The 22,933-nt window shown below is 66.7% G+C and carries 23 protein-coding genes; 19 read left to right on the forward strand and 4 right to left on the reverse strand.

Annotation, left to right across the window (positions count from 1 at the left end):
* The first annotated feature begins 95 nt into the window (after positions 1-95).
* The 17 genes from CAL29_RS05330 (at position 96) to sctC (ending at position 15,586) form a co-directional block, all read left to right on the forward strand.
* Entirely contained in the window at positions 96-872 is a 777-nt protein-coding gene (locus CAL29_RS05330; RefSeq protein ID WP_094851899.1) for a hypothetical protein, read from the forward strand.
* Positions 869-1,351: a hypothetical protein gene (locus tag CAL29_RS05335; protein ID WP_094851900.1), complete on the forward strand. Its 483-nt coding sequence runs from the start codon at positions 869-871 to the stop codon at positions 1,349-1,351. The genes CAL29_RS05330 and CAL29_RS05335 overlap by 4 nt, the downstream gene beginning before the upstream one ends.
* Positions 1,335-2,393: a hypothetical protein gene (locus tag CAL29_RS05340; protein ID WP_143277610.1), complete on the forward strand. Its 1,059-nt coding sequence runs from the start codon at positions 1,335-1,337 to the stop codon at positions 2,391-2,393. The genes CAL29_RS05335 and CAL29_RS05340 overlap by 17 nt, the downstream gene beginning before the upstream one ends.
* A gap of 65 nt (positions 2,394-2,458) precedes the next feature.
* Entirely contained in the window at positions 2,459-3,694 is a 1,236-nt protein-coding gene (locus CAL29_RS05345; RefSeq protein WP_094851902.1) for a hypothetical protein, read from the forward strand.
* 33 nt (positions 3,695-3,727) lie between these two features.
* On the forward strand, positions 3,728-4,366 hold the full coding sequence (locus CAL29_RS05350; protein ID WP_094851903.1) for a hypothetical protein: 639 nt from the start codon (positions 3,728-3,730) through the stop codon (positions 4,364-4,366).
* A 14-nt stretch (positions 4,367-4,380) separates the two neighbouring features.
* Entirely contained in the window at positions 4,381-5,283 is a 903-nt protein-coding gene (gene sctJ / locus CAL29_RS05355; protein WP_179283914.1) for a type III secretion system inner membrane ring lipoprotein SctJ, read from the forward strand.
* On the forward strand, positions 5,280-5,918 hold the full coding sequence (locus CAL29_RS31225; RefSeq protein ID WP_143277611.1) for a SctK family type III secretion system sorting platform protein: 639 nt from the start codon (positions 5,280-5,282) through the stop codon (positions 5,916-5,918). Before sctJ ends, CAL29_RS31225 begins: the two co-directional genes overlap by 4 nt.
* On the forward strand, positions 5,915-6,580 hold the full coding sequence (locus CAL29_RS31230) for an HrpE/YscL family type III secretion apparatus protein (protein WP_143277612.1): 666 nt from the start codon (positions 5,915-5,917) through the stop codon (positions 6,578-6,580). The genes CAL29_RS31225 and CAL29_RS31230 overlap by 4 nt, the downstream gene beginning before the upstream one ends.
* Positions 6,567-7,910 (forward strand): type III secretion system ATPase SctN, encoded by a 1,344-nt coding sequence (sctN, locus tag CAL29_RS05365; RefSeq protein WP_094851906.1) that lies wholly within the window; start codon positions 6,567-6,569, stop codon positions 7,908-7,910. The genes CAL29_RS31230 and sctN overlap by 14 nt, the downstream gene beginning before the upstream one ends.
* 15 nt (positions 7,911-7,925) lie before the next feature.
* The gene (sctO, locus tag CAL29_RS05370) at positions 7,926-8,399 is read left to right on the forward strand and encodes a type III secretion system stalk subunit SctO (protein WP_094851907.1); all 474 of its coding nucleotides are present in this window, start codon (positions 7,926-7,928) and stop codon (positions 8,397-8,399) included.
* Positions 8,400-8,629: 230 nt separating this feature from the next.
* A complete protein-coding gene (locus tag CAL29_RS31540) occupies positions 8,630-9,346 on the forward strand; it encodes a type III secretion HpaP family protein (protein WP_179283915.1) in 717 nt (238 codons plus the stop codon).
* 248 nt (positions 9,347-9,594) lie between these two features.
* Positions 9,595-10,839, forward strand: a complete 1,245-nt coding sequence (gene sctQ / locus CAL29_RS05375) for a type III secretion system cytoplasmic ring protein SctQ (RefSeq protein ID WP_256977296.1) — start codon at positions 9,595-9,597, stop codon at positions 10,837-10,839.
* A complete protein-coding gene (gene sctR, locus CAL29_RS05380; RefSeq protein ID WP_094851909.1) occupies positions 10,836-11,504 on the forward strand; it encodes a type III secretion system export apparatus subunit SctR in 669 nt (222 codons plus the stop codon). Before sctQ ends, sctR begins: the two co-directional genes overlap by 4 nt.
* A gap of 21 nt (positions 11,505-11,525) precedes the next feature.
* Complete coding sequence (gene sctS / locus CAL29_RS05385) at positions 11,526-11,792, forward strand: type III secretion system export apparatus subunit SctS (RefSeq protein ID WP_094851910.1); 267 nt, start codon at positions 11,526-11,528, stop codon at positions 11,790-11,792.
* 13 nt (positions 11,793-11,805) lie between these two features.
* Positions 11,806-12,603, forward strand: a complete 798-nt coding sequence (gene sctT, locus CAL29_RS05390) for a type III secretion system export apparatus subunit SctT (protein ID WP_094851911.1) — start codon at positions 11,806-11,808, stop codon at positions 12,601-12,603.
* Positions 12,600-13,682 (forward strand): type III secretion system export apparatus subunit SctU, encoded by a 1,083-nt coding sequence (gene sctU, locus CAL29_RS05395; protein ID WP_179283917.1) that lies wholly within the window; start codon positions 12,600-12,602, stop codon positions 13,680-13,682. Before sctT ends, sctU begins: the two co-directional genes overlap by 4 nt.
* A 14-nt stretch (positions 13,683-13,696) precedes the next feature.
* The gene (sctC, locus tag CAL29_RS05400) at positions 13,697-15,586 is read left to right on the forward strand and encodes a type III secretion system outer membrane ring subunit SctC (RefSeq protein ID WP_094851913.1); all 1,890 of its coding nucleotides are present in this window, start codon (positions 13,697-13,699) and stop codon (positions 15,584-15,586) included.
* A gap of 83 nt (positions 15,587-15,669) precedes the next feature.
* Here sctC and CAL29_RS05405 read toward each other — a convergent pair whose 3' ends face one another.
* Entirely contained in the window at positions 15,670-16,266 is a 597-nt protein-coding gene (locus tag CAL29_RS05405) for an RNA polymerase sigma factor (protein WP_094851914.1), read from the reverse strand.
* A gap of 553 nt (positions 16,267-16,819) precedes the next feature.
* Between CAL29_RS05405 and CAL29_RS05410 the strand changes: the two genes are divergently transcribed.
* The gene (locus CAL29_RS05410; protein WP_143277613.1) at positions 16,820-19,039 is read left to right on the forward strand and encodes a hypothetical protein; all 2,220 of its coding nucleotides are present in this window, start codon (positions 16,820-16,822) and stop codon (positions 19,037-19,039) included.
* A 160-nt stretch (positions 19,040-19,199) separates the two neighbouring features.
* Complete coding sequence (locus CAL29_RS05415) at positions 19,200-19,598, forward strand: hypothetical protein (RefSeq protein ID WP_094851916.1); 399 nt, start codon at positions 19,200-19,202, stop codon at positions 19,596-19,598.
* A gap of 19 nt (positions 19,599-19,617) precedes the next feature.
* Here CAL29_RS05415 and CAL29_RS05420 read toward each other — a convergent pair whose 3' ends face one another.
* From CAL29_RS05420 to CAL29_RS05430, 3 genes are all read right to left on the reverse strand, one after another.
* Positions 19,618-21,663 (reverse strand): putative bifunctional diguanylate cyclase/phosphodiesterase, encoded by a 2,046-nt coding sequence (locus CAL29_RS05420; RefSeq protein WP_143277614.1) that lies wholly within the window; start codon positions 21,661-21,663, stop codon positions 19,618-19,620.
* 164 nt (positions 21,664-21,827) lie between these two features.
* A complete protein-coding gene (locus tag CAL29_RS05425) occupies positions 21,828-22,514 on the reverse strand; it encodes a hypothetical protein (protein WP_094851918.1) in 687 nt (228 codons plus the stop codon).
* On the reverse strand, positions 22,511-22,885 hold the full coding sequence (locus CAL29_RS05430) for a response regulator (protein WP_094851919.1): 375 nt from the start codon (positions 22,883-22,885) through the stop codon (positions 22,511-22,513). The genes CAL29_RS05425 and CAL29_RS05430 overlap by 4 nt, the downstream gene beginning before the upstream one ends.
* Between the last annotated feature and the right edge of the window lie 48 nt (positions 22,886-22,933).

Consider the following 22,933-nt stretch of genomic DNA (forward strand, 5'->3'; position numbering starts at 1 on the left):
GGCCGCTGGCAACATACCGTTCGAGTTTTGTCCCGGGGGCGATTCGTGAGTAGGTCGCCCAGGTCTTAGTGTCAATCTGAACGGTAGGTGGCGAGATGCCAGGCATCGGAAATTCAAGCTTCAACGGCGGCGCCCCGCTAGGGGCCGCGCTTGCGCCCGCGCTGGCGGCCGGCGAAGGCCGGCTGGCCGGCTTCAATGGGCTGGAGCGCGAATGGGACGATCGCGATGACGCGTTGCACGACATCCATCTTGGCGAGCATGCGGCCAATGCCGAAGACGGTCCGGCGCCCAGGTTCGCCACGCGCCCGTCGCGCGCCCAGCCCGGCGAGGGGCGGTATGCCGACTCCGCCGATCCCGAGCTCAGGGCCGCGCTGGCGTCGGGCGATGTTTTCGAGGTCGTCTACGCCATCATGAAAGTGATGTACGGCGCCGCGGCCGAGAACGTGCGTCGAAGGGGCTACGCGGTCAGGGAGAAAAACCTGGAGCAGGAGCGGATACGCAGCGCCCAGCAACGTATTCGCGACCTCGCGAACGGCTTCAAGCCGGGCGCGAAAGTGGACGACAAGCTCAAGGACGCGACCGGTTATTCCGAGGAAAAGGCGAAAGCCGCCACCCGGGAGCTGCAGGCGCTGGGCTGGGATCTCGGTCCCTATGGGGGCGCCGTTGCCGGCGGTACGCAGAAGCAGCAATTGGATGACCTGATCACCAGCATGGATTCGAAGCTGACCAGCTACAACAACATGAACAGCATCGAGACGAACGATCTGGCGCGTGAAGGCCAGGCGGCGCAGGCTTATCTCACCGGCATGACTAGCATTCTTTCCAAGGAGAACCAAACGCTCTCCGGCATCGCAACGAGTCTGGGACGATGACGGCCGCGACGAACGAGGCCGCCATGGCCGACGCGGTCGCGCGCCTGCGGCAAGCCATCGGACAGCTCGAAGAAGGAATGGGACCGCGGATGACGCCGGCCATGCGCAAGGCGCTCTACGAGCGTGGCTATGCGCTTTATGAGTCGGCGCGCTACGACGAGGCCTACCGGCTGTTCGTGCGGCTGGTCCTGGACGACCCCGGCAACACGCAGGGCCTGAGGGCTGCCGCGGCGGCGGCGCAAGCACAGGGCAAGTATGAACTGGCGCTCAACTTCTATACGCCCTGGATGATGGCGACCGACGATCCGCTGCCTGCCGCGCGTTTCGCGGAATGCCTGCTCAAGCTGGGCAGGATGACGCTCGCCAGGGAAGCAATCGATATCGCGCGGTCGCTATGCGTGAGCGAGGAACATGGCGCGGTGCGGGAGTACTGCGCCAGCCTGGAGTGCCGGGCAGCCGGCGTTGAATCCGTTTTCTGAATCTGTTTTTGAATCTGAATTATTGGAGGAACTTATGGAAAGCCAACAACTGGGAAGCCAACAACCCGACTTCGCGGCCGGCCTGCGCGACGCATCCTGGGAATATGCGCATTCCATGGCGACAGGCCCGGAGGAAGGTCCGGTGGTCGACGTTGCCTATGCGGGACTCGCGAAAGACAAGCCGAGATATGCGAATTACACCGAGGCGGATGCATCCCTGCATCAGGCGGCGGACATTTGCAGCCTGGCGGCGGTGAGCAGCAACGACGACCAGCGGCGCCGGATCATGGACGGCGCCGCGGCCGCGCAGCGCGGGGCGGACGAGGCCAGAAGCGCCGCCTTGAAACGGGCGATTTTCGGCGGCATCGCGGGTGTCGCGGCGGTCGCCGGGGGCGCCTACGCCACCTACTCGGCGTTCAAGGCCTCGCCGGCCGGACTGAAGGAGATAGAGGCCAATAACAACAAGATGGCGCAGATGAAAAGCGAAAGGGATTGGGCGCTGAAGGAGGAAGCGTTCATGGAACATGCGCGGCAATCGCAAGCCCGGTCGAAGGCGCCGGCCGACGCGGGCGGAGAGACCGTGCCGAACGCCGGCGAGGCTCGGCTGGTCGAACTCGACGCCGGCGACAAGACCGCCGCGGCGCGGGACCAGGCCAACCATCAGGCCGATGCCGAACGCTATATGAGACAGGCCAACGAAGCGCGGCAGAAGAAAACCGAGGCGGCATACCTGCGGGAAACAGCGAATCTGGATGGGCAAAGCGCCAACAGCGAGCGCACGCGCCGCCTGGAAAGCGCACGCAACAGTTCGACCCTGGCGACAGGCCTGAGCGGCCTCGCGAACGCCGGGAGCGCATGGGCGGGCTTGAACGAAGCGGCCCGGATCGGGGCGGACGCGGCCAAGAACCAGGCGGACGCTTATGGCGGCCTGTCCGGTTCGGCCAAGCAGAACGCGCTCTCTCAGCAGACCGAAATGGTCAATGCCAAGAAGGCGCTGTACACGGCCGAGTACCAACGGCTTCTGGCCACGCTCGGGCGCTGATCGTCAGTCGGCATCGGCATTCGCCCATCTTCAACCGCTAATCGAAAATCAACCAGGAGCAGCATATGTCCTCTGAAGTCGCGGGACCGGCCCGGTCGCCGTTGTACCTGTCCGCCCCCGGCATGCCGCCCCTCCATGAGGCATTCGACCGGTGGCTGGGCGGGCTGGGGAGCGATGCCGGAGCGCACTATCCCCAGCTTCGGGACGAGGACGCGCTGTACAACGCCAATGGGGCGCCCGTTCTTCCCAAGGACTATGTCCATTCGGAAGACGCCCGGTGGGGACGGGTGGACCTCCAGGTCCTGCTGGCGGCCATCGACAAGCTGAAGGCGACGACCGCCCTCGAGCAGATGGACGGCGCCGCGAAGAGCCTGAAAGGCAGGATCAACGCCAATGAGACCTTGCGGAACACGGCGGACGCGAAGCGCAAGGAGGAACGCGAACGTCGCGCGCATGCCAGGAAGACGAACCTGGTCGGACGGGTCTTCGGGCTCGCCGCGCAGATCGTCACGACGATAGGCTTCGGAATTGCCCTGGCCGCGTCGGTGGTGTCGGGCGCCGGTCTTCTGGCGTCTCCTTTCCTGCTGGCCATGTTCACCGCGTCGGCCATGGGCGTGGCCGAGAAAAGCATACAACTGGCCGGGAACGAGAATTTCTCGCTGACCGGCACGCTTTGCGCGGCGGTGACGGCGGGCCTCAAGACCTTGGACGTGGACGATGAGCTGGCGGAAAAGCTGGGCAACGTCATCGGTTCGGCCATCATGGTGGCAACGGCCGCGGGCTTGATCAACGATCCTTCGGCGGCCGGACGCCTGTGGGCCCATGCCTTGGCGCTCGTGGGCGTGCCCAAGGCCACCGCGGAAGCGATAGGAATGGTCGCGACGGTCGCAGCCACGGCGGGCGTCGTCGCCTTTTCGTTCTGCAGCGCGGCTGGCGCCGCGGACGCAACGGCCATATGGAGCAAGACGATTGCCAGGCTCGGCGGCAGCCTGAAGTTCCAGAGCGTCGGCGTGGGGGCGGATGTCCTGGCGAGCATCGTCAACGGAGTGGCCGCCGCGGGGGAAGGGGCGACCAGCCTCTGGGCGACCTGGGACACCTACGAGGCGGATAAAAGCGGCACGGAATGCTACCGGCTCCAGAACCAGATCAAGATCGCGAATAGCTGGAATTCCATGGAGGCCGAGAACCTGACCCGCGTGGTCAGGAGCTACAACGAATGGCGCGAGACCGACGTCCAACTGGGACGCTTGCCGGCCGAGGCGTTGGCGCGCGCGACCGCGTCCATCGGAAGCTATGCATAACGTGTTTTTCCCCGTTCTACCCGGAAACCGATCATGAGCGCCCAGGCATTCTCCAGCGCTTCCATACCGCGAATCACGCTGATGGACGCCGGGCAAGACGGCGCTGCGGCGTTGACAGCCCCGACGTTGCGGCCGCGGCGGCTCGACGGCGTGGACGATGCGGCCGTTCAACGCTTCTCCGACATCATGAACGCGGCAGCGCCGGCGGGCAGCGCCATGCCGGCGGCGGGCGTCGCGACGGTCGAGCAGGCATCCGAGGCCGGGGTGTCCTCCCTGTTCCATCGCGCCGCCGCGCGGCATGTGGCAATGGGCGTTCAACCCGCCAGGAATTCGGGCGCCGTCACGCAACGCTTTATCGATACGATGAATTCCGCCGCCGCAATCGAGCGCGGCGCGGCGGAGGCCGAATCCGGCATGGCTGTGGGTGCGGCCGCCGGCGAGGCCGGTCCAGGCGGCGTCAAGGCCGGTCTATCTTCGTTGTTCGGAAAGATATCGGCCATGCATGCGGATCTGGAAAAGCGTTTCATGGATCCCGCGTCCTACACGAGCGCCGCGCGCATGATCGGCCTGCAGCGCATGACCGGCATGTATTCCATCTACTTCGAGACGGTCTCCAAATCCGTGTTCAAGGTGGTGCGCGACGCGGATGCCTTCATGAAGAGTAATGCCTGATGTTCCGGTGGCTGATGCTTCTTCTTCGCACGGATTGCCGCCGGCGGCGCGTCGGTCCGCCAAGCCGGGCGCGATGGCTGCCGCTGCTATTCGTTTGCCTGGCGTCGCTGGCGGCCTGTGGATCGGACGTCAACATCCTGACCCTGACCAGCGAAGGCGATGCGAACGAGGTGATGTCCGCATTGTTGAACAAGCGCATCGTGCCGTCGCGCACCCCCACCAAGGCGGGTATCGTGATCGCGGTTCCGAGCGCGTTCGTGGGCAGCGCGCTGGAGGTGTTGCGGCAAGCCGGCCTGCCGCGCGAGCGCTTCGAGGGCTTGGGCCAGACTTTTCAAAAAGAAGGGATGATTTCGTCGCCGGTGGAAGAGCGCGCGCTCTACATTCATGCCTTGTCGCAGGAACTGGCGAACACGCTGTCCAGGATAGATGGCGTGGTCGTGGCGCGCGTGCACGTGGTGTTGCCCGAGCCCCCGGGCGTGGACCGCGTGGCGACGCCCGCCAAGGCCGGCGTGTTCATCAAGTATCACGCCGACCAGCCGCTGGATGCGGTGCTTCCCCAGCTCCGTAGCCTGGTGACGCATGCGATTCCGGGGCTGAGCGCCGAGAACGTGTCCATCGCCCTCGTGCCCGCGGCGGCGGGGGAGGATGCGGCGGGGCAGGCCCAAGGGAAGGATGTATCGGGCGTGACGGTAGCGCCCGGGTCGGTGGCGAAGATGGAATTCGTCGTCGTGGGATTGATGCTCGTGGCCGTGGCGTCCATCGCCGTCGGCGGCATGGTCTGGTGGCGCGCCGCGCGGCGCATGCGCAAGTCCGGCGAGTCCGGTCCCTTCGGCAAGTCCGGCGAGTCCGGCAAGGGTGTGGACGCCGCGAGGCCTGCGTCGGCTCCAGGCAATCAGGCAGAGGTGCCAGGCCCATGAACGCGCCGCCGTCATATCGCCAGGCCTTCGATCCGGATTGGTGGCAGTTCAACATGCTGCCCAGCAAGACCTTGCATCCCAGCCATTGGCGCACTTACCCGCCGGGTCCCGCGTTGGCGGCGATTCAGGCCGGTCCGGGTCACGCGGAGGCGTGGCATCGGCATTGGTCGCGGCACATCCTGCGTAGCCTGGGGTTGTGGGAGCGGCCGGCCTCGCTGGAGGCGGCCGCCGCGGGATGGCTGGTCTTCTACGGCGCGTCCGAGCTCGAGCTGCTGGCGCGGCGCATGGGCGCCGTGCTGTGCGCGCCGCGCCTGCGCCGTTGCGTCTCGGGCGCGTTCGTGCGGGAGTTGGCGGCGACCCTGGGCGAGGACCTCTATGCCCTGACGCTGTTGGAGGCGGCTCCGCCGCATGCCGGCCTGGAGGGAGAGGCATTCGGCACTCCTGCGGCCGCCGTCGAACGGATCGACGCGATGGGTTGGGGAGCGCTGCGCCTGGCGCTGGATGGCGAGGACGACGCGCTGCGCCTGCGGATGGCCTTGCGGCTGCCGGCGGATGCGGCGGCGCCGGACGGCTTGCCGGTGTCCGAGGCGCTGGGCTTGGCCAAGGCGTTGGCCGCGCGGGAGATTCCGGCATGAGATTTCGCGTCATCGGCGAGTCGGCGATCCAGGCGCTGGGCGCCGCGCGGATCGCGGCCGACGGCAAGGTCGTGCGCGGCGCCGACCATGCGCGGTGGGTGCGGGCGGAAAACATCCTGCGCGAGGCCCGCGCCCAGGCCAGGGTCATACGCGACCACGCGCGGCGCGATCACGCGGCCGAACGCGCGCGCGGCTATCGGGAAGGCTTGCAGGAAGCGCGCGTCGCCCAGGTATCGGCGATCGAGGACACCTTGCGGCGCGCGCGGGAGTATCTGGACGGCGTCGAGACGGAGATGGTAGAGCTGGTGATGGACTGCGTGCGCGAAGTCATCGGCGAACTGGATGGGCGCGAGCGCATCGTGCGCATCGTGCGCGGCGCGCTGGCGCGGGCGCGCCGTCAAAAGCAGGCGGTGGTGTGCCTGCATGCCGAGGACGTCGCGGCGGTGCAGGCCTGGCGCGACGACTTGCTGGCCGAATTCCCTTGCATCGAGGACCTGGACATCGAGGCGAGCGCACGAGTGCCGCGAGGCGCCTGCCGGATCGAGACCGATATCGGCGTGATCGAGGCCGGCGTGGACGAACAACTGGCCGCATTGGCGCAGGCCCTGCGCCTGAGTGTCGCGCCGGAAAAAGCCGGCGGAGAGCGCGATGGCCAGTCTTGAAACCCTCCTGCCCCGGCTGCGCGTGGCCCTGGGCGAGGCCAGGACCGTGCGCATCACCGGCCGCGTGACGGAGTCGGTCGGCACCATCATCCGGGCCGCGGTGGCCCAGGCCCGGGTCGGCGAGCTATGTGAATTGCGCAATCCGGAGGACGGCACGACCGTGCTTGCCGAGGTCGTGGGATTCGCCGCCGGCGTGGCGGTGCTGACCCCGTTGGGCGATATGTGCGGCATTGCGCCGACCACCGAAGTGATTCCGTCCGGCAAGGCCATGACGGTGCCCGTGGGCCTGGCGCTGATGGGCCGCGTGCTGGACGGCCTGGGCCGGCCGCTGGACGAAGCGACGCGCGGTCCGCTGGTCACGACGGGCGTGTATCCGGTGCAGGCGGACGCGCCGCATCCGTTGTCGCGCGATGTGATCCGTCGGCCGTTGCCGCTGGGGGTGCGCGTGCTGGACGGCCTGTTGACCTGCGGGGAAGGACAGCGGCTGGGCATCTTCGCCGCCGCGGGGGGCGGAAAGTCCACCTTGATGCGCATGCTCGTCAAGGGCGCGCGGGTGGACGTCAACGTCATCGCGCTGATCGGTGAGCGGGGACGCGAGGTCGGCGAGTTCCTGCAGGACGAATTGGGGCCGGAAATGCTCGAGAGCAGCGTCGTCGTGTGCGCGACGGGAGACAAGCCGCCCATGGAGCGAAGCAAGGCCGCCTTCGTGGCGACGGCCATCGCCGAGTATTTCCGCGACCAGGGCAAGCGCGTGCTGTTCCTGATGGATTCGGTGACCCGCTTTGCGCGCGCCCAGCGGGAAATCGGCCTGGCGGCGGGCGAGCCGCCCACGCGCCGCGGTTTTCCGCCGTCGGTGTTCGCCAGCCTGCCGCGCCTGCTGGAGCGGGCCGGGAATAACGGCAGGGGATCCATCACGGCGTTCTACACCGTATTGGTCGAGGGGGACGACATGAGCGAGCCGGTCGCCGACGAGGTGCGGTCCATCCTGGACGGGCACATCGTGCTGTCGCGCAAGCTCGGTGCCGCCAACCACTATCCGGCGGTCGATGTGCTTGCCTCGACGAGCCGGGTGATGGGGCGCGTGGTGGGAGAAGGGCACAGGAGGGCCGCCGGCCGGGTGCACGAGCTGATGGCGCGCTACCAGGACGTCGAGCTGCTGCTGCGCATGGGCGAATACACGCCTGGCGCCGATCCGGACACCGACGAGGCCATCGCGAAGATGCCCGCGATCCATGCGTTCCTGCGCCAGCGGGCAGCGGAGTCCTACGCATATGGGGATACGGTCGCGCAATTGGAACAACTGGCGTTCGGCCGGATGTCCGCGCGGTGAGGAAGAGGACGAGCCATGGCCTTGTTGAAATGCTTGCTGGCGCTGCGGGAAATGCGGGAAACGCGCGACGCGCAATCGCTGCGCCGCGCCCGGGACGCGCGCGCGCAAGCCGATGCGGCTGTGACGAGGGCGGAGCGGGCGCTTGAGCAAGGATTGATGGAGACCCGGCGCCAGGAGGATGCCTTGTTCGATGGCATGCGGGGCGCCCTCTGGCCGCTATCGACCGTGCAAGGGATGCACGGCAGGCTCGAGGCATTGCGGCAGGGGGCCGAGACGCTGCGCGACGGCGTGGCCGAGGCCGAGGCGCAGCGCACGCAGAGCCAGGCGCGGCTGGAGACGGCGCAGGCGGTGCATCGACGCAGCCGGAAACAGGCCGACAAGGCCAGTGAAGTACATGCCGCGCATGAGCGCGAAGCGCGCCTGCTGAGCGAGCGCAAGGAAGATATGGAAATGGAAGAAGTCGCTGCATCGCGGAGGCCGGTTGCATGATTACGACAGGGAATTCGGCGATGACGGACGCGCAATCGGGCGTGTGGGGCACGCAGTCGGGCGTGTCCGCGGGGCAAGGCCCTCGGCCAGCGCCTGCGATACCGAAGATTGCCGGAAACGATCGTGCTCGCGGCATTGCTGCCAGTGCGTCGGAGAAACCGGTCGCCGGACGCCGGAAGCCCAGGGAAGCAGCAGGCGATGAGCGGCTGAGGCAGACGCACGACCCTTCGATGCAGAGGGTGCTGGCGCAAGCCGATCTGCGTTCCGGGCGCCGAGACGATTTCGATTACGCCGCGGGCGTTTTTGCCTCGCACTACCTGGAGCGGGACGGCGTCCTCCCGGCGATGGATGAAGGTTCGACCGGCAATCCAGGCCTGGGCGACACGGGTTGTGCGGGCGATGCCTGGGATGCGGGTGATTCCGGGAGGGGCGGCGATGTCGGTGCTACCGGGGGGGTTGGGGATTTCGAGGATGTCGGTGGCGCCGACGATGCGGGTGATACAGGCGGCATGGGCATCGCGTCATCGTCGCCGCGCGATACGCATTCCGATGTACATACAGCGCATGTCGCGCGTCCCGGGCCGCCGCTCGCCGCCATGCTGGGCGCCGACATCATCGGCATGCTGGCCGTTATCCACAGGGACGGCAGGCGCGCGGTCAGTATGGCGTTGCGGCACGCCAGGCTGCCGAGGACGTCGGTCACGATCGAGCAGCTTGCCGGGCGCCTTCGGGTCACCTTCGAAAGCGGCGACGCGACGGCGATAGACCTGCTGGGCAGGGAGATCCCTCGCCTGGCCGCGGATCTGGCGCTGCGCCGGAAATGCGATTGCAGCGTCCTGGTGAATACTGCGCCGCCCCGGTCGGAGACGCGGCACCGCTCGGACGCGGACGGTCCCAAGCCCTGGTTCGAGACGGGGGGAGCGGCTGCCCGGCCGCTGCCGGCATGAGCGGCGTTGCACCTGTCGTCAGGCCCTGTGTGCTGCCCCGCATCGCCGGGGACTGCGTCCACGCGCTCAACGCATTGGCGTGCCACGGCGTCCAGTTGGACTGGCTGGACGCGGATGGACGGGGCGGATGCTGGCGCGTGGCCATGGACCCGCCGCGAGCGCGGGACGCGGCGGGGGCTCCTGTCCCGGCGCAGGACGCTGACGCGTGTGACGGCTTGGAGCAGCGCGAAGAGGTGTGCGATGGTTTGGTGCAGAGCACTGAAGCATGCGACAGCTTGGCGTTGTGGCTGCGCACGGACGGCGCCAGCCTGCGCTTGACTGTCCCACATGCGGCGCTCGCGGCGTGGCTCGCAGCCGTCTTTCCCGGCGTGGGCCGCGTCGATCTGCATGGGTGGGTGTTGGACGCGGCGGTCGAATGCCTGTTCGATTTCCTCGGGCCGCGCTTGATGGCGCTGGGTTTGCCCGCGGACTGCCGGTTTTGCCGGGAGCCTGTCCAGACGCCGGCCTCCGCCGATCTGGCCTGGCAGGGTAGGTTGCGCGTGGCGGCGCCGGAGACGGGGGAGACGTGGACGCTGCCCCTGGAGGCTGACGACGGCGGCTTGTCGCTGCTTGCGTGCTGCCTGTCGCGTCGGCCCGTCATGGGCGAGGACGTGTGGCTGGAGGACGTGCCCATCCCCATGCGCGCCATGGTGGGATACACCGACCTGACGCAGCGCGACGTGCGCGGGCTGGCTTCCGGCGACGTCGTGTTGCTGGACCAGGCATGGGGCGGCAGCCAGGGAGGGGCCTGCCTGCTCGCTCCCGACGGGCGGGCGCTGGTGCTCGCGGCGGCCATCCCTAACGAGTCCGGCGAGCGGCCGGGCCTCTCCGCGTCTCATTTCTCCGCGCACCATGTCTCAGCATCCCATGCCTCAGCATCCGATGCCTACACGCCCCATACCTATACGCCCCATATCTCCACGCCCTATGTTCCCACGCCTTATTTGATAGCCACGGATTGGATTTCGATCATGTCTCCTGAAGAAAAGGAAAACCATCCCGAGGATCTCGATCCTCTCGATTTCGATCGCATGGACGCCGGAGAGGCCGGTGACCGCGTCGAATTCGGCGATCTCCGCGAATCCGACCCATTCCTCGCTCCCTCGGCACGTCAGGCACCACAGTCAAGTCAGGCGCCCCCGACATTCCAGGCACCCCAGGTAGTTCATCCTGTCCGGCCTGCGCAGGCATCGGACGACCTCGACGCACCCGACGCCCCCGATCCCCTGGACGCCATCCCCGTGCGCCTGGGCTTCGACCTGGGCGCGCGCGGCATGCCGCTGGGAGAAGTGCGCCGCCTGCGCCCGGGCCAGACGCTGGTCCTGGACTGCGAGGTCGCCACGGCGCCGGTCTCCCTGCGCGCCAACGGCCGCTGCATCGGCCACGGCGAACTGGTGGATATCGACGGCCGGCTGGGCGTGCGCATCGTCAGCCTGCGGCGCAGGCAGGCATGACCGGCATCGATCCCATCGCGCTGCTCGTCGTCGCGGTCGGGCTGTCGCTCATTCCCATGATCGTGGTGCTGACCACCTCCTTCGTGAAGCTGTCCGTGGTGATGGTGCTGTTGCGCAATGCGCTGGGCCTGCAACAGGCGCCCCCCAACACCGCGCTGTACGGACTCGCCATGATTCTTTCCGTCTACATCATGGCGCCCGTATTCACGCAATCGTTCGAGAAACTGGAGCCGGTGGCCGTGGCGCTGGAACAGCCCGGTCCCGTGACCGACCGCCTGCCCGAGATCGGCAAGGCGCTGAGCGACGGCGTCCAGCCCCTGCGCGCGTTCATGTTGCGCATCAGCAAGGCCGAGAACCGCGAGTTCTTCCTGCGGACTGCCCATCGCTTGTGGGGGGAGGAGGCGGCCCGGGACGCCAAACAGGACGACCTGCTCATCCTGGCGCCCGCCTTCCTGGTGTCGGAACTGACGTCGGCCTTCCAGATCGGGTTCCTGCTGTTTCTTCCCTTCGTCATCATCGACCTCATCGTCTCCAACGTGCTGCTGGCCATGGGAATGATGATGGTGTCGCCGATGACCATCTCCTTGCCGCTCAAGCTGTTCCTGTTCGTCATGGTCGACGGATGGACGCGCCTGTTGCAGGGGATGGTGCTCACCTATACCTGATCCGGGAGTCGCCGTCACCCCATGTCCAGCGCCGAATTCGTCTATTTCATGAAGCAGGCCTTGTACCTGATCTTCTGGCTGTCGCTGCCGCCCATCGCCGTGGCGTCGGTGGTGGGCACGCTGTTTTCGCTGTTCCAGGCGCTGACCCAGATCCAGGAGCAGACGCTGTCCTTCGGCGTCAAGCTGATCGCCGTGTTGGCGACGCTGCTGTTGACCGGCGCCTGGATGGGCGGGGAGATTCACCAGTTCACCATCATGCTGATGGCGCGCTTCCCGGCGATACGCTGAGCGGACCGGCCGGATGGGATCCCTTGCCGGATACGAATATGTGTTGCGCGCCCTGGTCTGCCTGGTGCTGACCCAGGCCCGCATCGTCGCGATGTGCGCCTTCATTCCCGCCTTCGGCCGCAATGCGCTGCCGGGACGCCTGCGCGTGACGCTGACGGCGGTGCTGGGGGCCTTCGCATTGCCGCCGATGATGGCGCGGGCGCCCGAGACGTTCAATCTGGCGCTGCTGATCGCCGTCCTGCTCAAGGAGGTCTTCGTCGGCCTGTGCATCGGCTATCTGCTGGCCATTCCTTTCTGGATTTTCGAATCCGTCGGCACCTTCATCGACAACCAGCGGGGCGCCGGCATCGCGTCCATCTTCAACCCGGAGCTGGGCAGCGAGACGACGCCGCTGGGGACTTTGCTGGGGCGGGCCTACGCGGTGTTGTTCTTCACGACCGGCGGGTTCACGCTGTTCCTGACCGTCCTGTACGACAGCTATCTGCTGTGGGATCCCTGGCGGTGGATGCCGGCGCTGCGCCTGGACGCCGTGCCGCTGTGGCTGGGCCAGGTGGACAGCTTGCTGCGCTTGACGGTGCTGTATTCGGGGCCCGCCGTCATCGTCATGCTGTTGGCCGAGGCCGGCCTGGGCCTGGCCAGCCGCTTTACGCCGCAATTGCAGGTGTTCTTCCTGGCCATGCCGATCAAGAGCGCGCTGGGCGTGCTGATGCTCGCGCTCTACCTGGACGTGCTGGCGGGATACGCCGCCGGCCTGTCCAGCCGCGTGGGTGAAGTCCTGCCGCTCGTGCGGCCTTATTGGGAGGCCCTGTGAGCCAGGCCAGGACCGAGCCGCCGTCGCAGAAGAAATTGCGCGACGCGCGCAAGAAGGGCGACGTGCCGTATAGCAAGGACTTCAGCCAGGGCCTGTTGCTGCTGTCGCTGCTCGGCTATGCCTTGTTCGCCGGCGGCACGTTGCTGCCGCTGCTGGAGCAGTTGATCCGGATTCCCGCCGATGTATACGGCCTGCCTTTCCCGCAGGCGTTGAGCGTGGCGGGCTGGCGTTCGCTCAAGTTGATGCTGTACATCATGCTGCCCTTCATCGGGATCCTGCTGGGATTCGGCTTCATGGCGGACATCCTCCAGGTGGGCTTTCTGGCCGCGTTCGAGAAGATCAAGCCGTCGGGCAAGAAGCTGAACGTGGTGGAGAACGCGAAGAATATCGTCTCGGCGCGTAACCTGGTGGAGACGGTGAAAGCCGTGGTCAAGATACTGGGCTTCTCATACTTCCTCTACCTCCTGATTCACGATGCCGTGCGGCCGCTGGCCTACGCCGGCTATGCGGGCATTGCGCCATTCTTCACGCTGATCTCCGGGTTGATGAAGCAGCTCCTGCTGTATGTCGCGCTGTTGTGCGCGGTGCTCGCGGGCTTCGATTTCGCCTGGCAGCGCAGGCAGCGGACCAGGCGCCTGCGCATGACGCGGCAGGAGGTCAAGCGCGAGCAGAAGGAGCAGGAGGGCTCGCCGGAGATCAAGCAGAAGCGCAAGCAGCTACGCCAGGAGAACGCCAAGGAATCCACGCAGTTGGCGAAGAAGGCCACCGCTGTGGTGGCGAATCCCACGCACATCGCCATCGCCTTGTATTACGAGGCGGGGCGCACGCCCTTGCCGGTGCTGCTGGCCAAGGGATGCGATGACGAGGCGCTGGAGATGATCGCGGCCGCCCGGGAGGAGGGCGTGCCCGTCATGCGCGACGTTCCGCTGGCCCGCAGATTGTTCGCCGACGCGCCGGCGGAGGCATACATCCCGACCGAATTCATCGAACCCGTCGCGGCGGTATTGCGCTGGGCGCGCAGCCTGGACGGCAAGGACGATGACGCCACCGCCGGTGACGATCAGTCCGAAGACAGATAAACCAAGAAAGCATCATGAGCAAACCAGTGCAAGGAAAAATCCTTTTGGCCACGGCGCAATATGCCGTCGCGCAATGCCGGCAGGCTTCGGATCGGCCGCTATGGCGCCGGCCGGCGATGTGCTGCGCCCGGCTGCTCCTGGCCGCCGCCTTGGCGGCCGTGGCGGGTCAGGCAAGCGCCGGCCCCCGTTGGCCCCAGGTTCCCTATACCTACTTCGCGGACCAGCAGAGCTTGCCGGAGGTGCTGCAACACTTCGCCTCGGGCTTCAGCCTTTCATTGCGCCTGGGCAGAGGGGTGGGCGGCGTCGTCAGCGGAAAGTTCAACACGAATACCCCCACCGATTTTCTCGACCGGCTGGGCGGCGTCTACGGTTTCAACTGGTTCGTCTATGCGGGCACGCTTTATGTCAGCGACGCATCGGAAGTGGAGACGCGCGCGATCAGCGCGGGGCCCAGCGGTATCGGCGGCATGCGCCAGGCCTTGCTGCAACTGGGCGTGCTCGATCCCCGTTTCGGCTGGGGCGAATTGCCCGGGCAGGACATGGCGCTGGTTTCCGGGCCCAAGGCTTATGTCGACTTGGTTGCGAGTACCTCGCGGGCCCTGCCGACTGCCGCCGCGCGCCAGGAGATCGAGGTGTTTCGCCTGAAGTATGCCTCGGTCAGCGACCGCACGATTACCTACCGCGACCAGACCACCACGTCGCCCGGCGTGGCGACGGTATTGCGCAATCTGATCGAGGGGACGTCCGACGCCGGCGCGGATACGGTCTTGCGCGTCATCGCGCAGCCCTTGCGTCCCGCGCCACGGCTGTTCAACGACGCTACCGCTGGCGTCGTGGAGGGCGGCAATGGCGCGGTCGCATATAACGGCGCGCCGCCCAATTCCGTGAAGGTGGCGGAGGGCGCGGGCCAGGCGGGCGCTGGTGCGGGCGGCGCGGGCAGTGCGAGAGCGCGGCCGGCCCGCTCCATCCAGGCGGATCCGCGCCTGAATGCGCTGATCATCCAGGATACGCCCGACCGCATGCCTGTTTATCGCGCGCTGATCGCGCAACTGGACGTGCCCAGCACGCTGATCGAGATCGAGGCGACCATCGTCGACGTCGACGCCCGGGCCGTCGACGAACTGGGCGTCAGTTGGCAAGGACGGGCCGGAGGATTCAACTACAAGTTCGACAGCGGCGTGGCGGGAGGAGCCCTGAAGGGGGCGCTGGCCGATGCGTTGACGCCTGGCGCGTTGGGACTCGGCTACTCGTCGGCCGTCCTGAATGCGCGCCTGAACTTGCTCGAGACGCAAAGCCAGGCGGATATCCTGGCGCGCCCATCGGTCGTCACGACCGACAATACCAGCGCGGTCCTCGACCTGCGGCAGACTTTCTACATCGATCAGACGGGGGAGCGGGTCACCAACGTCACGCCGGTATCGGTGGGGACTTCCCTGCGGGTGCTGCCACGTTACATCGAGTCGCCCGTTGGCCGCCAGGTCGAACTCACCATCGATATCGAGGACGGCAACGTGATCGAGCGCAAGGTGGCGGACAAGTATCCGATCACCAAGGCGAATTCGATCAGCACGCTGGCCGTGGTCGGCGACGGCCAGACCTTGGTGATCGGGGGCTACAACAGCAATCAGTTGCAGGACGAGGTCGCCAAGGTGCCTCTCCTGGGGGACATTCCGGTCCTGGGCGCGCTGTTCTCCAACCGGGCGAAGCGCAGGGCGCGGGTCGAGCGCCTGTTCATGATCCGGCCGCGCATCGTTGCCATCAATGGGCGGCCGGTTGTGCGGGACGAGGACCTGGTTGCTCGGGCTGATGCGCTGAACGCTACCTGGGCGACAGGGTCGGCGCTGGGCGATTCGCTGGGCCTGATATTGGTGGATCGCGGCGTCGCCACCCGCTTGCGGCAGTGATGCGGCTGGATCCTCGGGACGGTCGGGGCGCGGACGGGGGCGTGCCGCGTGCGCGCCCCCGGTCGTCGAAATCAGCCAGAAAATCAATCATCGAAATGAAAGCCCTTGTCGCCGAGGCGGCGCCGCAATTCGGCGCGCGCCCGCGAAAGGCGGCTGCGGATGGTGCCGACGGGAACGCCGACGCGATCCGCCGCTTCTTCATAGGTGTATCCGTTGAGGCCCATCATCAAGAGGATTTCCCGCATGTGGGACGGCAGCTCGTCCAGCGTGTTCTGGAGCAGCGTCATGGTCTGGTTCTGCTCCGCGACGAAGTCGGGCGCGGGGTCGTGCGAAGCACGGTCGATGAGCACGTCTTCGTTGACGAAGTAGTACCGGCACTCCGGCGCGCGGGAAAGATAGTTGCGTACCAGGTTCAACGCGATGCCGTATAGCCAGGTCGACAACTGCGATTCGCCCCGAAAGGTATCGTAGGAGCGCGCGGCTTCGAGGAAGGCTTGCTGCGCGAGATCTTCCGCGTCCGGACAATTGCCGATCTGCCTGATGATGAAGCGGTGCAGCCGCGTGGAGTGGTTTTTCACCAGGTCGATGAAGATGGCGTCATGACAGTTCTTCGCCGTGGCCGGACGGGTGGGGAGAGAACGTTTCTTGACGCGCTCAACGAGAGGGGCTAGATGTGTCATGATCGTTCGAATGAGGTTTTGATGCGACCGAGTATCGCCTCATCGAATCCGGCATGGCGTGTTCGCCGCCTGTCCTACAAGATTCTCATTTGACGGCGCTTTCACGAAGCGCGGGGAAAGTCATAAAAACTATTCGAGCACACGGAAATTCCTCATGTTTTGAGACTTTTCCTATGGCGTTTCTTGTTGTCGATCGAACGTCTGTTAATTGCTCGCGATGTATGCCTTGAATGGTATTTCCTACGTTCATTTTTCCGAAACTTAGGAACGAAAATTCATCGACGTTACAAAGGTGGCTGAAACACGGAACGACTCGCGCGGTTGCGGCGCTGGTCGGTGAATAAGAATCCCACGAGATCCTTCCGGATCTGGATCGAGGACCCGTGTCGTATCCCGCGAGTTCGCACCGTGAGTTCGTCTTCACACGCGTGGCGGCGTGGTAAATCCTCGCGATGGCCGTGGCTGTCGCTGCGGCTTGCGCCTTGCCCCGCGTATGAATTCATCGATTTCATCTTGGGCGCGAACCGCTGGGGCACGGCGCCAGGAGACAACGGTGGCTTCCCGCCAGGACGCGATTCCGCGCTTCTTACCCTATGAATTCGGTGCGGACGGATGTGGCCGCCTGCGCGGCGCGGCGTTTCGCGCGGAGGCGCGTGCCGGCACGCGCGTGTCGCGACGGGCAAGCGGTTCGCGCAGGGTCTCGGATGCGGGCGATGAGACAAGAGTCTTGGCCGGGATGAGGGGCCGGTCGGGGCCGCCGATGCGAGTGCCTTTGCGCTCCTATGTTTGCGAGGCGCGCTTGCTCGCGGCGATAGCGGGTTTGCTGCCGTCGATCGCGCGGGCCGCCGACGGATTCGACTGCGCCGATGTCCGGCCTTCGATGGCCGCGGTGCTGCGGGAGATGCTCCACCCGTGCGAGACGGCGGATATCGCGGCGCGTATCGAGCGTTGCGTGGAGGCGGGTCTCGCCGTGCAGGAGGTCGACGCGCTGGCGCGTTTGCGGTTGGGTTATGCGAAGCGCCGGCAGGGGTTGGAGAGGATTTGCAGCGACCTGGTCTCGCGGCTGTGCTGGGATGGCGCCGAACGCGGGGGCTTGCTGTTGCCGCTGTTCCTGGACGCGCTGGCGCGCAGCCTGGAATCGTGTTCGGTACGCGCCATATCGCGCGCTGCTTGTGAAATGGCGGCTTTGTTCTCGGCCGAGACGGATGGCCCGGAGTCCGTGCCGCTGCCTTCGCGGGATGGCTCTGCGTCTGTGCCGCTGTCCTTGCCGGATACCCTGGCGGCGATGAGTGACCACGAGTTGAGTTGCTTCCGTGCTGTCACGGCGAGTCTGGAGCTGCCTGATTGGAAAACGCGGAATAGCGCGTGGCGGGAAGCGTACGCGTGTCGTATTGCCGATTCGGATGAGGCGATGCAGGCCGGGGCGCAGCGGTTGCTGCAATTGCTGCGCCTGCGCGGGGTCGGCGTGGATGCCTTGCTCCGCGCCCTGCGCGATCTGGTGGACATCGTGCATGCGCGCAATACGCGCAGCGAGTCGATGGGCTTGCTGGACGTGGATATCTGGAGCGACGAGGCCATCCGTGCGCGGGCCGACGCCATCCTGGCGCGGGCCACGGCGCAGACTGCGTGGGATCACGCGATAACGGTCCTGACCGGTCCGGCGGCGCCGCTGGTCATGCGAGCGCTGAGGGCGGCCCACGGCGGCATGGCGCGCGGCCAGGGCCAGGAGACCGCTTTCGAGTGGCCGTCGGCGGGGCGGGCGCATGGATGGCGCCTGCGTATCGCCATCGTCTGGCTGGAAGCCGTCCACGCCGCGCTATGGCGACGCTGGATGTTGTTGGCCGATGTCTCCCCCTGGACAGTACTGCAACCGACCCAGCCCCAACCGGCCCAGTCGCAATTAACCATTCCCCAATCGTCCGCGCCGCCGGCATGGCAGGGTTGTCCGCCGGATCGTTGGCCCCCCATGTTGCGGATGGCCTTGGCGGGCGAGTTCGGCGTGTTGCTGCCGGCGCGGCCGGCGCTGCCGCCTGTCGTCCTGGGCATGAACGTCGAACAGGCCTTCCTGCATGCATGTTCGGTGCTGTCCGCGCGCCTTTTCGAGACCGGCAAACGGGCCCCGCGTTTCGTCCGTCATGCGATCGACGCAGGCGGCGGACCGGGCGGCGCCGGGAGGACGCTGCTGGTGTGCCGGGATTTCCTGGCGGATGCGCTGGAGCGGGTGTGCCTGTCATTCGGCATCGGCGGCGTCAACGCGCAAGGCCTTGCCGTGCGGGCCGGCCTGTCGCCATGGGCCGGCGTGGAGGGCGGGCGCGACATCGCGGTGAGGCAGGCCTTGCGGGCCCTGCTCCTGCTGGCCGGGCCGCGCGATGCGCGGCGGCTGACGGCGCTGCTCAATCGGGTACTGGCGCAGCCGGTCCGGTGCGTGCTCGCCATGATGGGGCGCGACGCGCCCATCTGCGTGGGCGACGAACGCGCATACCTTCCGCGGGATAGCGGCAGCCAGATCCACGTGGACGTGACGCGCCTGCCGGACGGCGCCTACCGCTTCGACGTCGCGGTGTGCTTCGAACAGTTGCGCTGCGTGGAGGTGGACGAGCCCTGCGGCGGCCGGCGCCGTATCCCGCTCGATCCTCGCGTCAGCCGCGTCTGCGCAAGCTATGCCGTCCAGGCGGCGCCGGGATTCTCCCGTTTTTCCTATTTGCTCGGCTCCGCCGGATTTCGTTATCGCCTGATCGCGCGCGAACCGTCAATCGCCGTTGCGCCGCGATGAGGGGGCTGTTTCAGATTCTTCTTATTTTTCCTTTCCCCTCTCTTTCCTAACATTCCGCTGCTTGCCTTCGGGAAGGGGCAAGTCTCACGCGGGCTCGATGGGTCCGATTCATGGTCCCCGGTCTCTGGAGTCCGCCACGGCGGGCATGGAATGGAAAAAAATGAGAACGTTCTATTGGGTGTCGGGCATAGGCGGTACATGGACGTACATCGATGCCGCATGCAAGCAGCATGGCCGCATCGACTGGTTCGACAATATTGCCGACATCGGCTACTGGTGGCAGACCGCGCACGACAACGGCATGTCCTATAGCCTGGACGTGGCGAAACGCAGCGTCGAGCAGGCGATCCTGCGTCGCGCCACCGAAACGGCGGCGCGCGTCATGGAGCAGGTCCTGCAGGAAGAAAGCGCCATGTCGAGCGGGGAGGAAAGCGCCGCGGATGCCGTGGATACCGGCGCGGAGGACGGGCTCGCCGGGCAGTGCGCCGAGCCGGCGCCTTCGGGCGTGCTTGCCGGCGAACTGGCCGCATCGAGCCGCGTTTCCGCGCCGGCGGCCTGATGTCCCTGATGCCCCCGGCTCAGCCGTAGAACTCGGCGGGCATGGGCTTGCCGTAATAGTGACCCTGGCCATAACGGCAACCGCTGCGCAGTAGCTGGTCCCGGTGCGCGCGGGTCTCTATCCCTTCGGCGACGATGTCCAGGTTCATGCTGGTCCCGAGGGCGATGATGGCGTCGACGATGGAACGGGCTTCCGGCTCCTGGACGAAGGACTTGTCGATCTTCAGCGAGTCGATCGGAAAGCGTTGCAGTTGCGATAGCGACGCGTAGCCCGTGCCGAAGTCGTCCAGCGCGATGCGCACGCCGGCATCGTGCAGCTTGCGCAAGGTGCTCTCGACGGCGTTGCTGCCCTGGCCGAGATAGACGCTTTCGGTGATTTCCAGCGTCAGGTCGCGCGGGCTCAAGCCGTATTCCGTCAGCAGGGAGAGGATCTGCCCGGCCAGGTCGCCGGTGTAGAACTGCGCGGCCGCCACGTTCACCGATACGCGCCCGAAATCGAAACCGTGTTCCTTCCAGCGCCGCATTTGCGAGAACGCCGCGTGCAGCGCCACGGTGCCCAGCGTGGGCGCCAGCGTCTGGTCGTCGAAGGCGGGAGAGAAGACGGCGGGGGCCAGGATGCCGCGCTCCGGACGCGACCAGCGCATCAAGGCCTCGAAACCCGACAGGGTCTGGTTGCACATGTCGTAGATGGGCTGGTAATAGACGATGAATTCGCCGCGCGCGATCCCCAGTCGCACGTCGCGCAGCAATTGCACCCGTTCTTCCAGGTGGTCGCGCATCTCCGGTTCGAACATGACGGAACAGTCCCCGCCCGCTTTCTTCGCCTGGTAGAGCGCGATATCGGTATTGCGTATCAGTTGATCGGCGTCCGCGGCCTGGCTGGGCGCCGCCGATACCCCGACGCTGACGGATACCATCAGCGTGTATTCCGGGTAGGTCATGGGCGCCTTCAGCGCCAGGCGCAATTGGTCGACCACGCCGAGGAAGTCGGCGGCGCTGCCGTCCGGCGCGTCGGCGATGACCGCGAATTCATTGCTGCCGATGCGCGCCGCGAAGGTGCCGACCGGAAAGAACCCGGCGATACGATGGCTGACGTCGGTCAGCAACTGGTCGCCGGCATGGTGTCCCAGGGTGTCGTTGACGTCCTTGAAACCGTCGACGTCGATGGCGACCAGGCTGATGGGCTGGCTGCGCACGAAGCGGCGACCCAGCTCCAGCAGGAAAGCGCCGCGGTTGGGCAGGCCCGTCAACTTGTCGATATAGGCCAATTCATGGAAGCGGCGCTGGGCCTCCACCTCTTCGGTGATGTCCTCGATCAAGCCGTGCACCCGCACCACCCGGCCGTCGCGCAGCTCGGGCTCGGCCAGCGCGTGGATCCAGCGCGAGGTGCCGTCGAGACGCTGGATGCGCCGGCGCGAATCGTAGCCCTTGCCGTCGCGCAGGATGCGGGCGAAGTCCTCGCGGGTATCGATCAAGGCGTCGCCGGGATAGAAGCGGCGCATCATCATGTCCAGCGTCGGCTTGGTGGACGGTTCCAGCCCGTAGATGTCCATGGCCTGTTCGCTGAGCGTCAGGCCGCCGGTCTCGACGTTGTATTCCCAGCCGCCCACGCGGGCCAGGCGCGAGGCGCGCGCCAGCAACTGCTCGCGCATGCGGGCGTCATCGAGCGCCCGGCGGCTCTGCACGGCGCCGGCGGCGACGGCCGCGTAGCTGCGCAGATGGCGCAGGTCGTCCTGCGAGAAAGGGCGCGCGTGGCGGTCGGCGATGCATAGCGCGCCGGCGCGTTCGCCGTCCTCCAGCAGCAGGGGCACCGCGACGAAGAAGCGCAGGTCGGCGGGCGCGCCGGCCGCGGCCAGCGCCTGCGGGTCCAGGTGGGCGACGTCCAGCGTTTCCTGCGTCGCCTGGCTCAGCGCCTGGTACGGCGACGCGCTCCCGGGCGCGATGCCGTGCGCGCACAGCGGCGTGGCGGTATCGCCGGCGGCGGTGATCACCACGATGGGCACGCCGAAGAAAAAGGCGATCAACGTGCACAGGGTGTCGAGGCCCGGGGGCGCCGTCTCGGGCATGGCGTCCGCCACGCGCGCGCGTGCGGTTTTCGGTTCGCTTTTCGAGGGAGGAAAGCGCAGGACACTCATGCTGGGCCGCTATCGATAGGATCGCCGCGGCCGGGAGGCCGCGTCCGCCAGTTTAACCATCGGCCGCGTCGACCCGCGGCCAACGCGCACCGTACTTACGAATGATTTCCTGATTGCGCCGGGGGTGGCGGATCCTCGGTCGGCAGGCTGATTGTCCAGCCTTCTTCGTTGCGCCGCACCTGCCAGCCGTAGCATTGCGCCACCAGCTCGACTTCCGCCATGGACAGGGGCGGGGAGGTGTCGGGGCGCGGCTCGCGCCCGTTGGGTTCCGCGGGAGCCTGCTGGATGGCGGCTTCGATCCGGCCGGGCGCCGCCAGCCGGATGTCCAGGATCCCGCGCTGGGGCAGGGCCTGGATGGCGTGGATCATCCAGGCCATCAGTACATAGCGGGCGGCGCGCTGGGACACCGATGCCGCATGGGAGGACGCGTCCAACTGGACTTTCTTGCCGGACAGCAGCAACTGCGAGAACGCCAGCTTGCGGCATTCGGACAATATCTCGTGGACGCCGGCGCGCCGGCCTTCGTCCTGGAACCAGGTGTTGAGCAGCCGGATGGTCTCCACGCTTTCGTCCAGCATGCCGTCCAGGTCGCTGACGAAGGGAGGCGCCGCCGGATCCAGGATGGTGCCCTTGGCGATGGATTTCTCAAGCAGGACGATGGTCAGCTTGGCATTGGACAGCGGCTTGAGGGCGTCGTGCCGCAGCACGGGAAACACCTGCGCGAGCACCTTGAACTGGATGCCGGCCAAGACCTGGGCGCGTTGCTGCTCCGCCGGTGTCATGCCGGCTTCCTGTCGAGCTGCGCCAGCAGGTTTTCGAGCGTGGTCAGGTCGACGGGCTTTTCCAGCCAGTGATCGAAGGCCACGGCTTCGGGCCGCTGGTTGTTCTTCGGCAGGCCGCTCAGGGCGATGATGTGGACGCCGGCGCCGAGCTGCGCGCGAAAGCGCGCGGCCAGTTCATAGCCGTCGTGGTCCGGCAGCATGATGTCGGTAATGATGACGTCCGGGCGAGCCTCGGCGCACAGGGCCAGGGCCTCGGCGCCGGTCGCCGCGGTTTTCGCATCGTGGCCCAGCAGGCCGACAAACTCCGAAAGCAATTCCGACGCCATGTCATTGTCGTCGACGATCAAAACGTGGAGGCCTTCGGCGCTCATAAGGAAATCCGCTCCTCGCGCCTCCAGGTAGGCCGCTGTCTGTCAAAT

Source organism: Bordetella genomosp. 10 (assembly GCF_002261225.1).
Lineage (GTDB): Bacteria > Pseudomonadota > Gammaproteobacteria > Burkholderiales > Burkholderiaceae_B > Bordetella_C.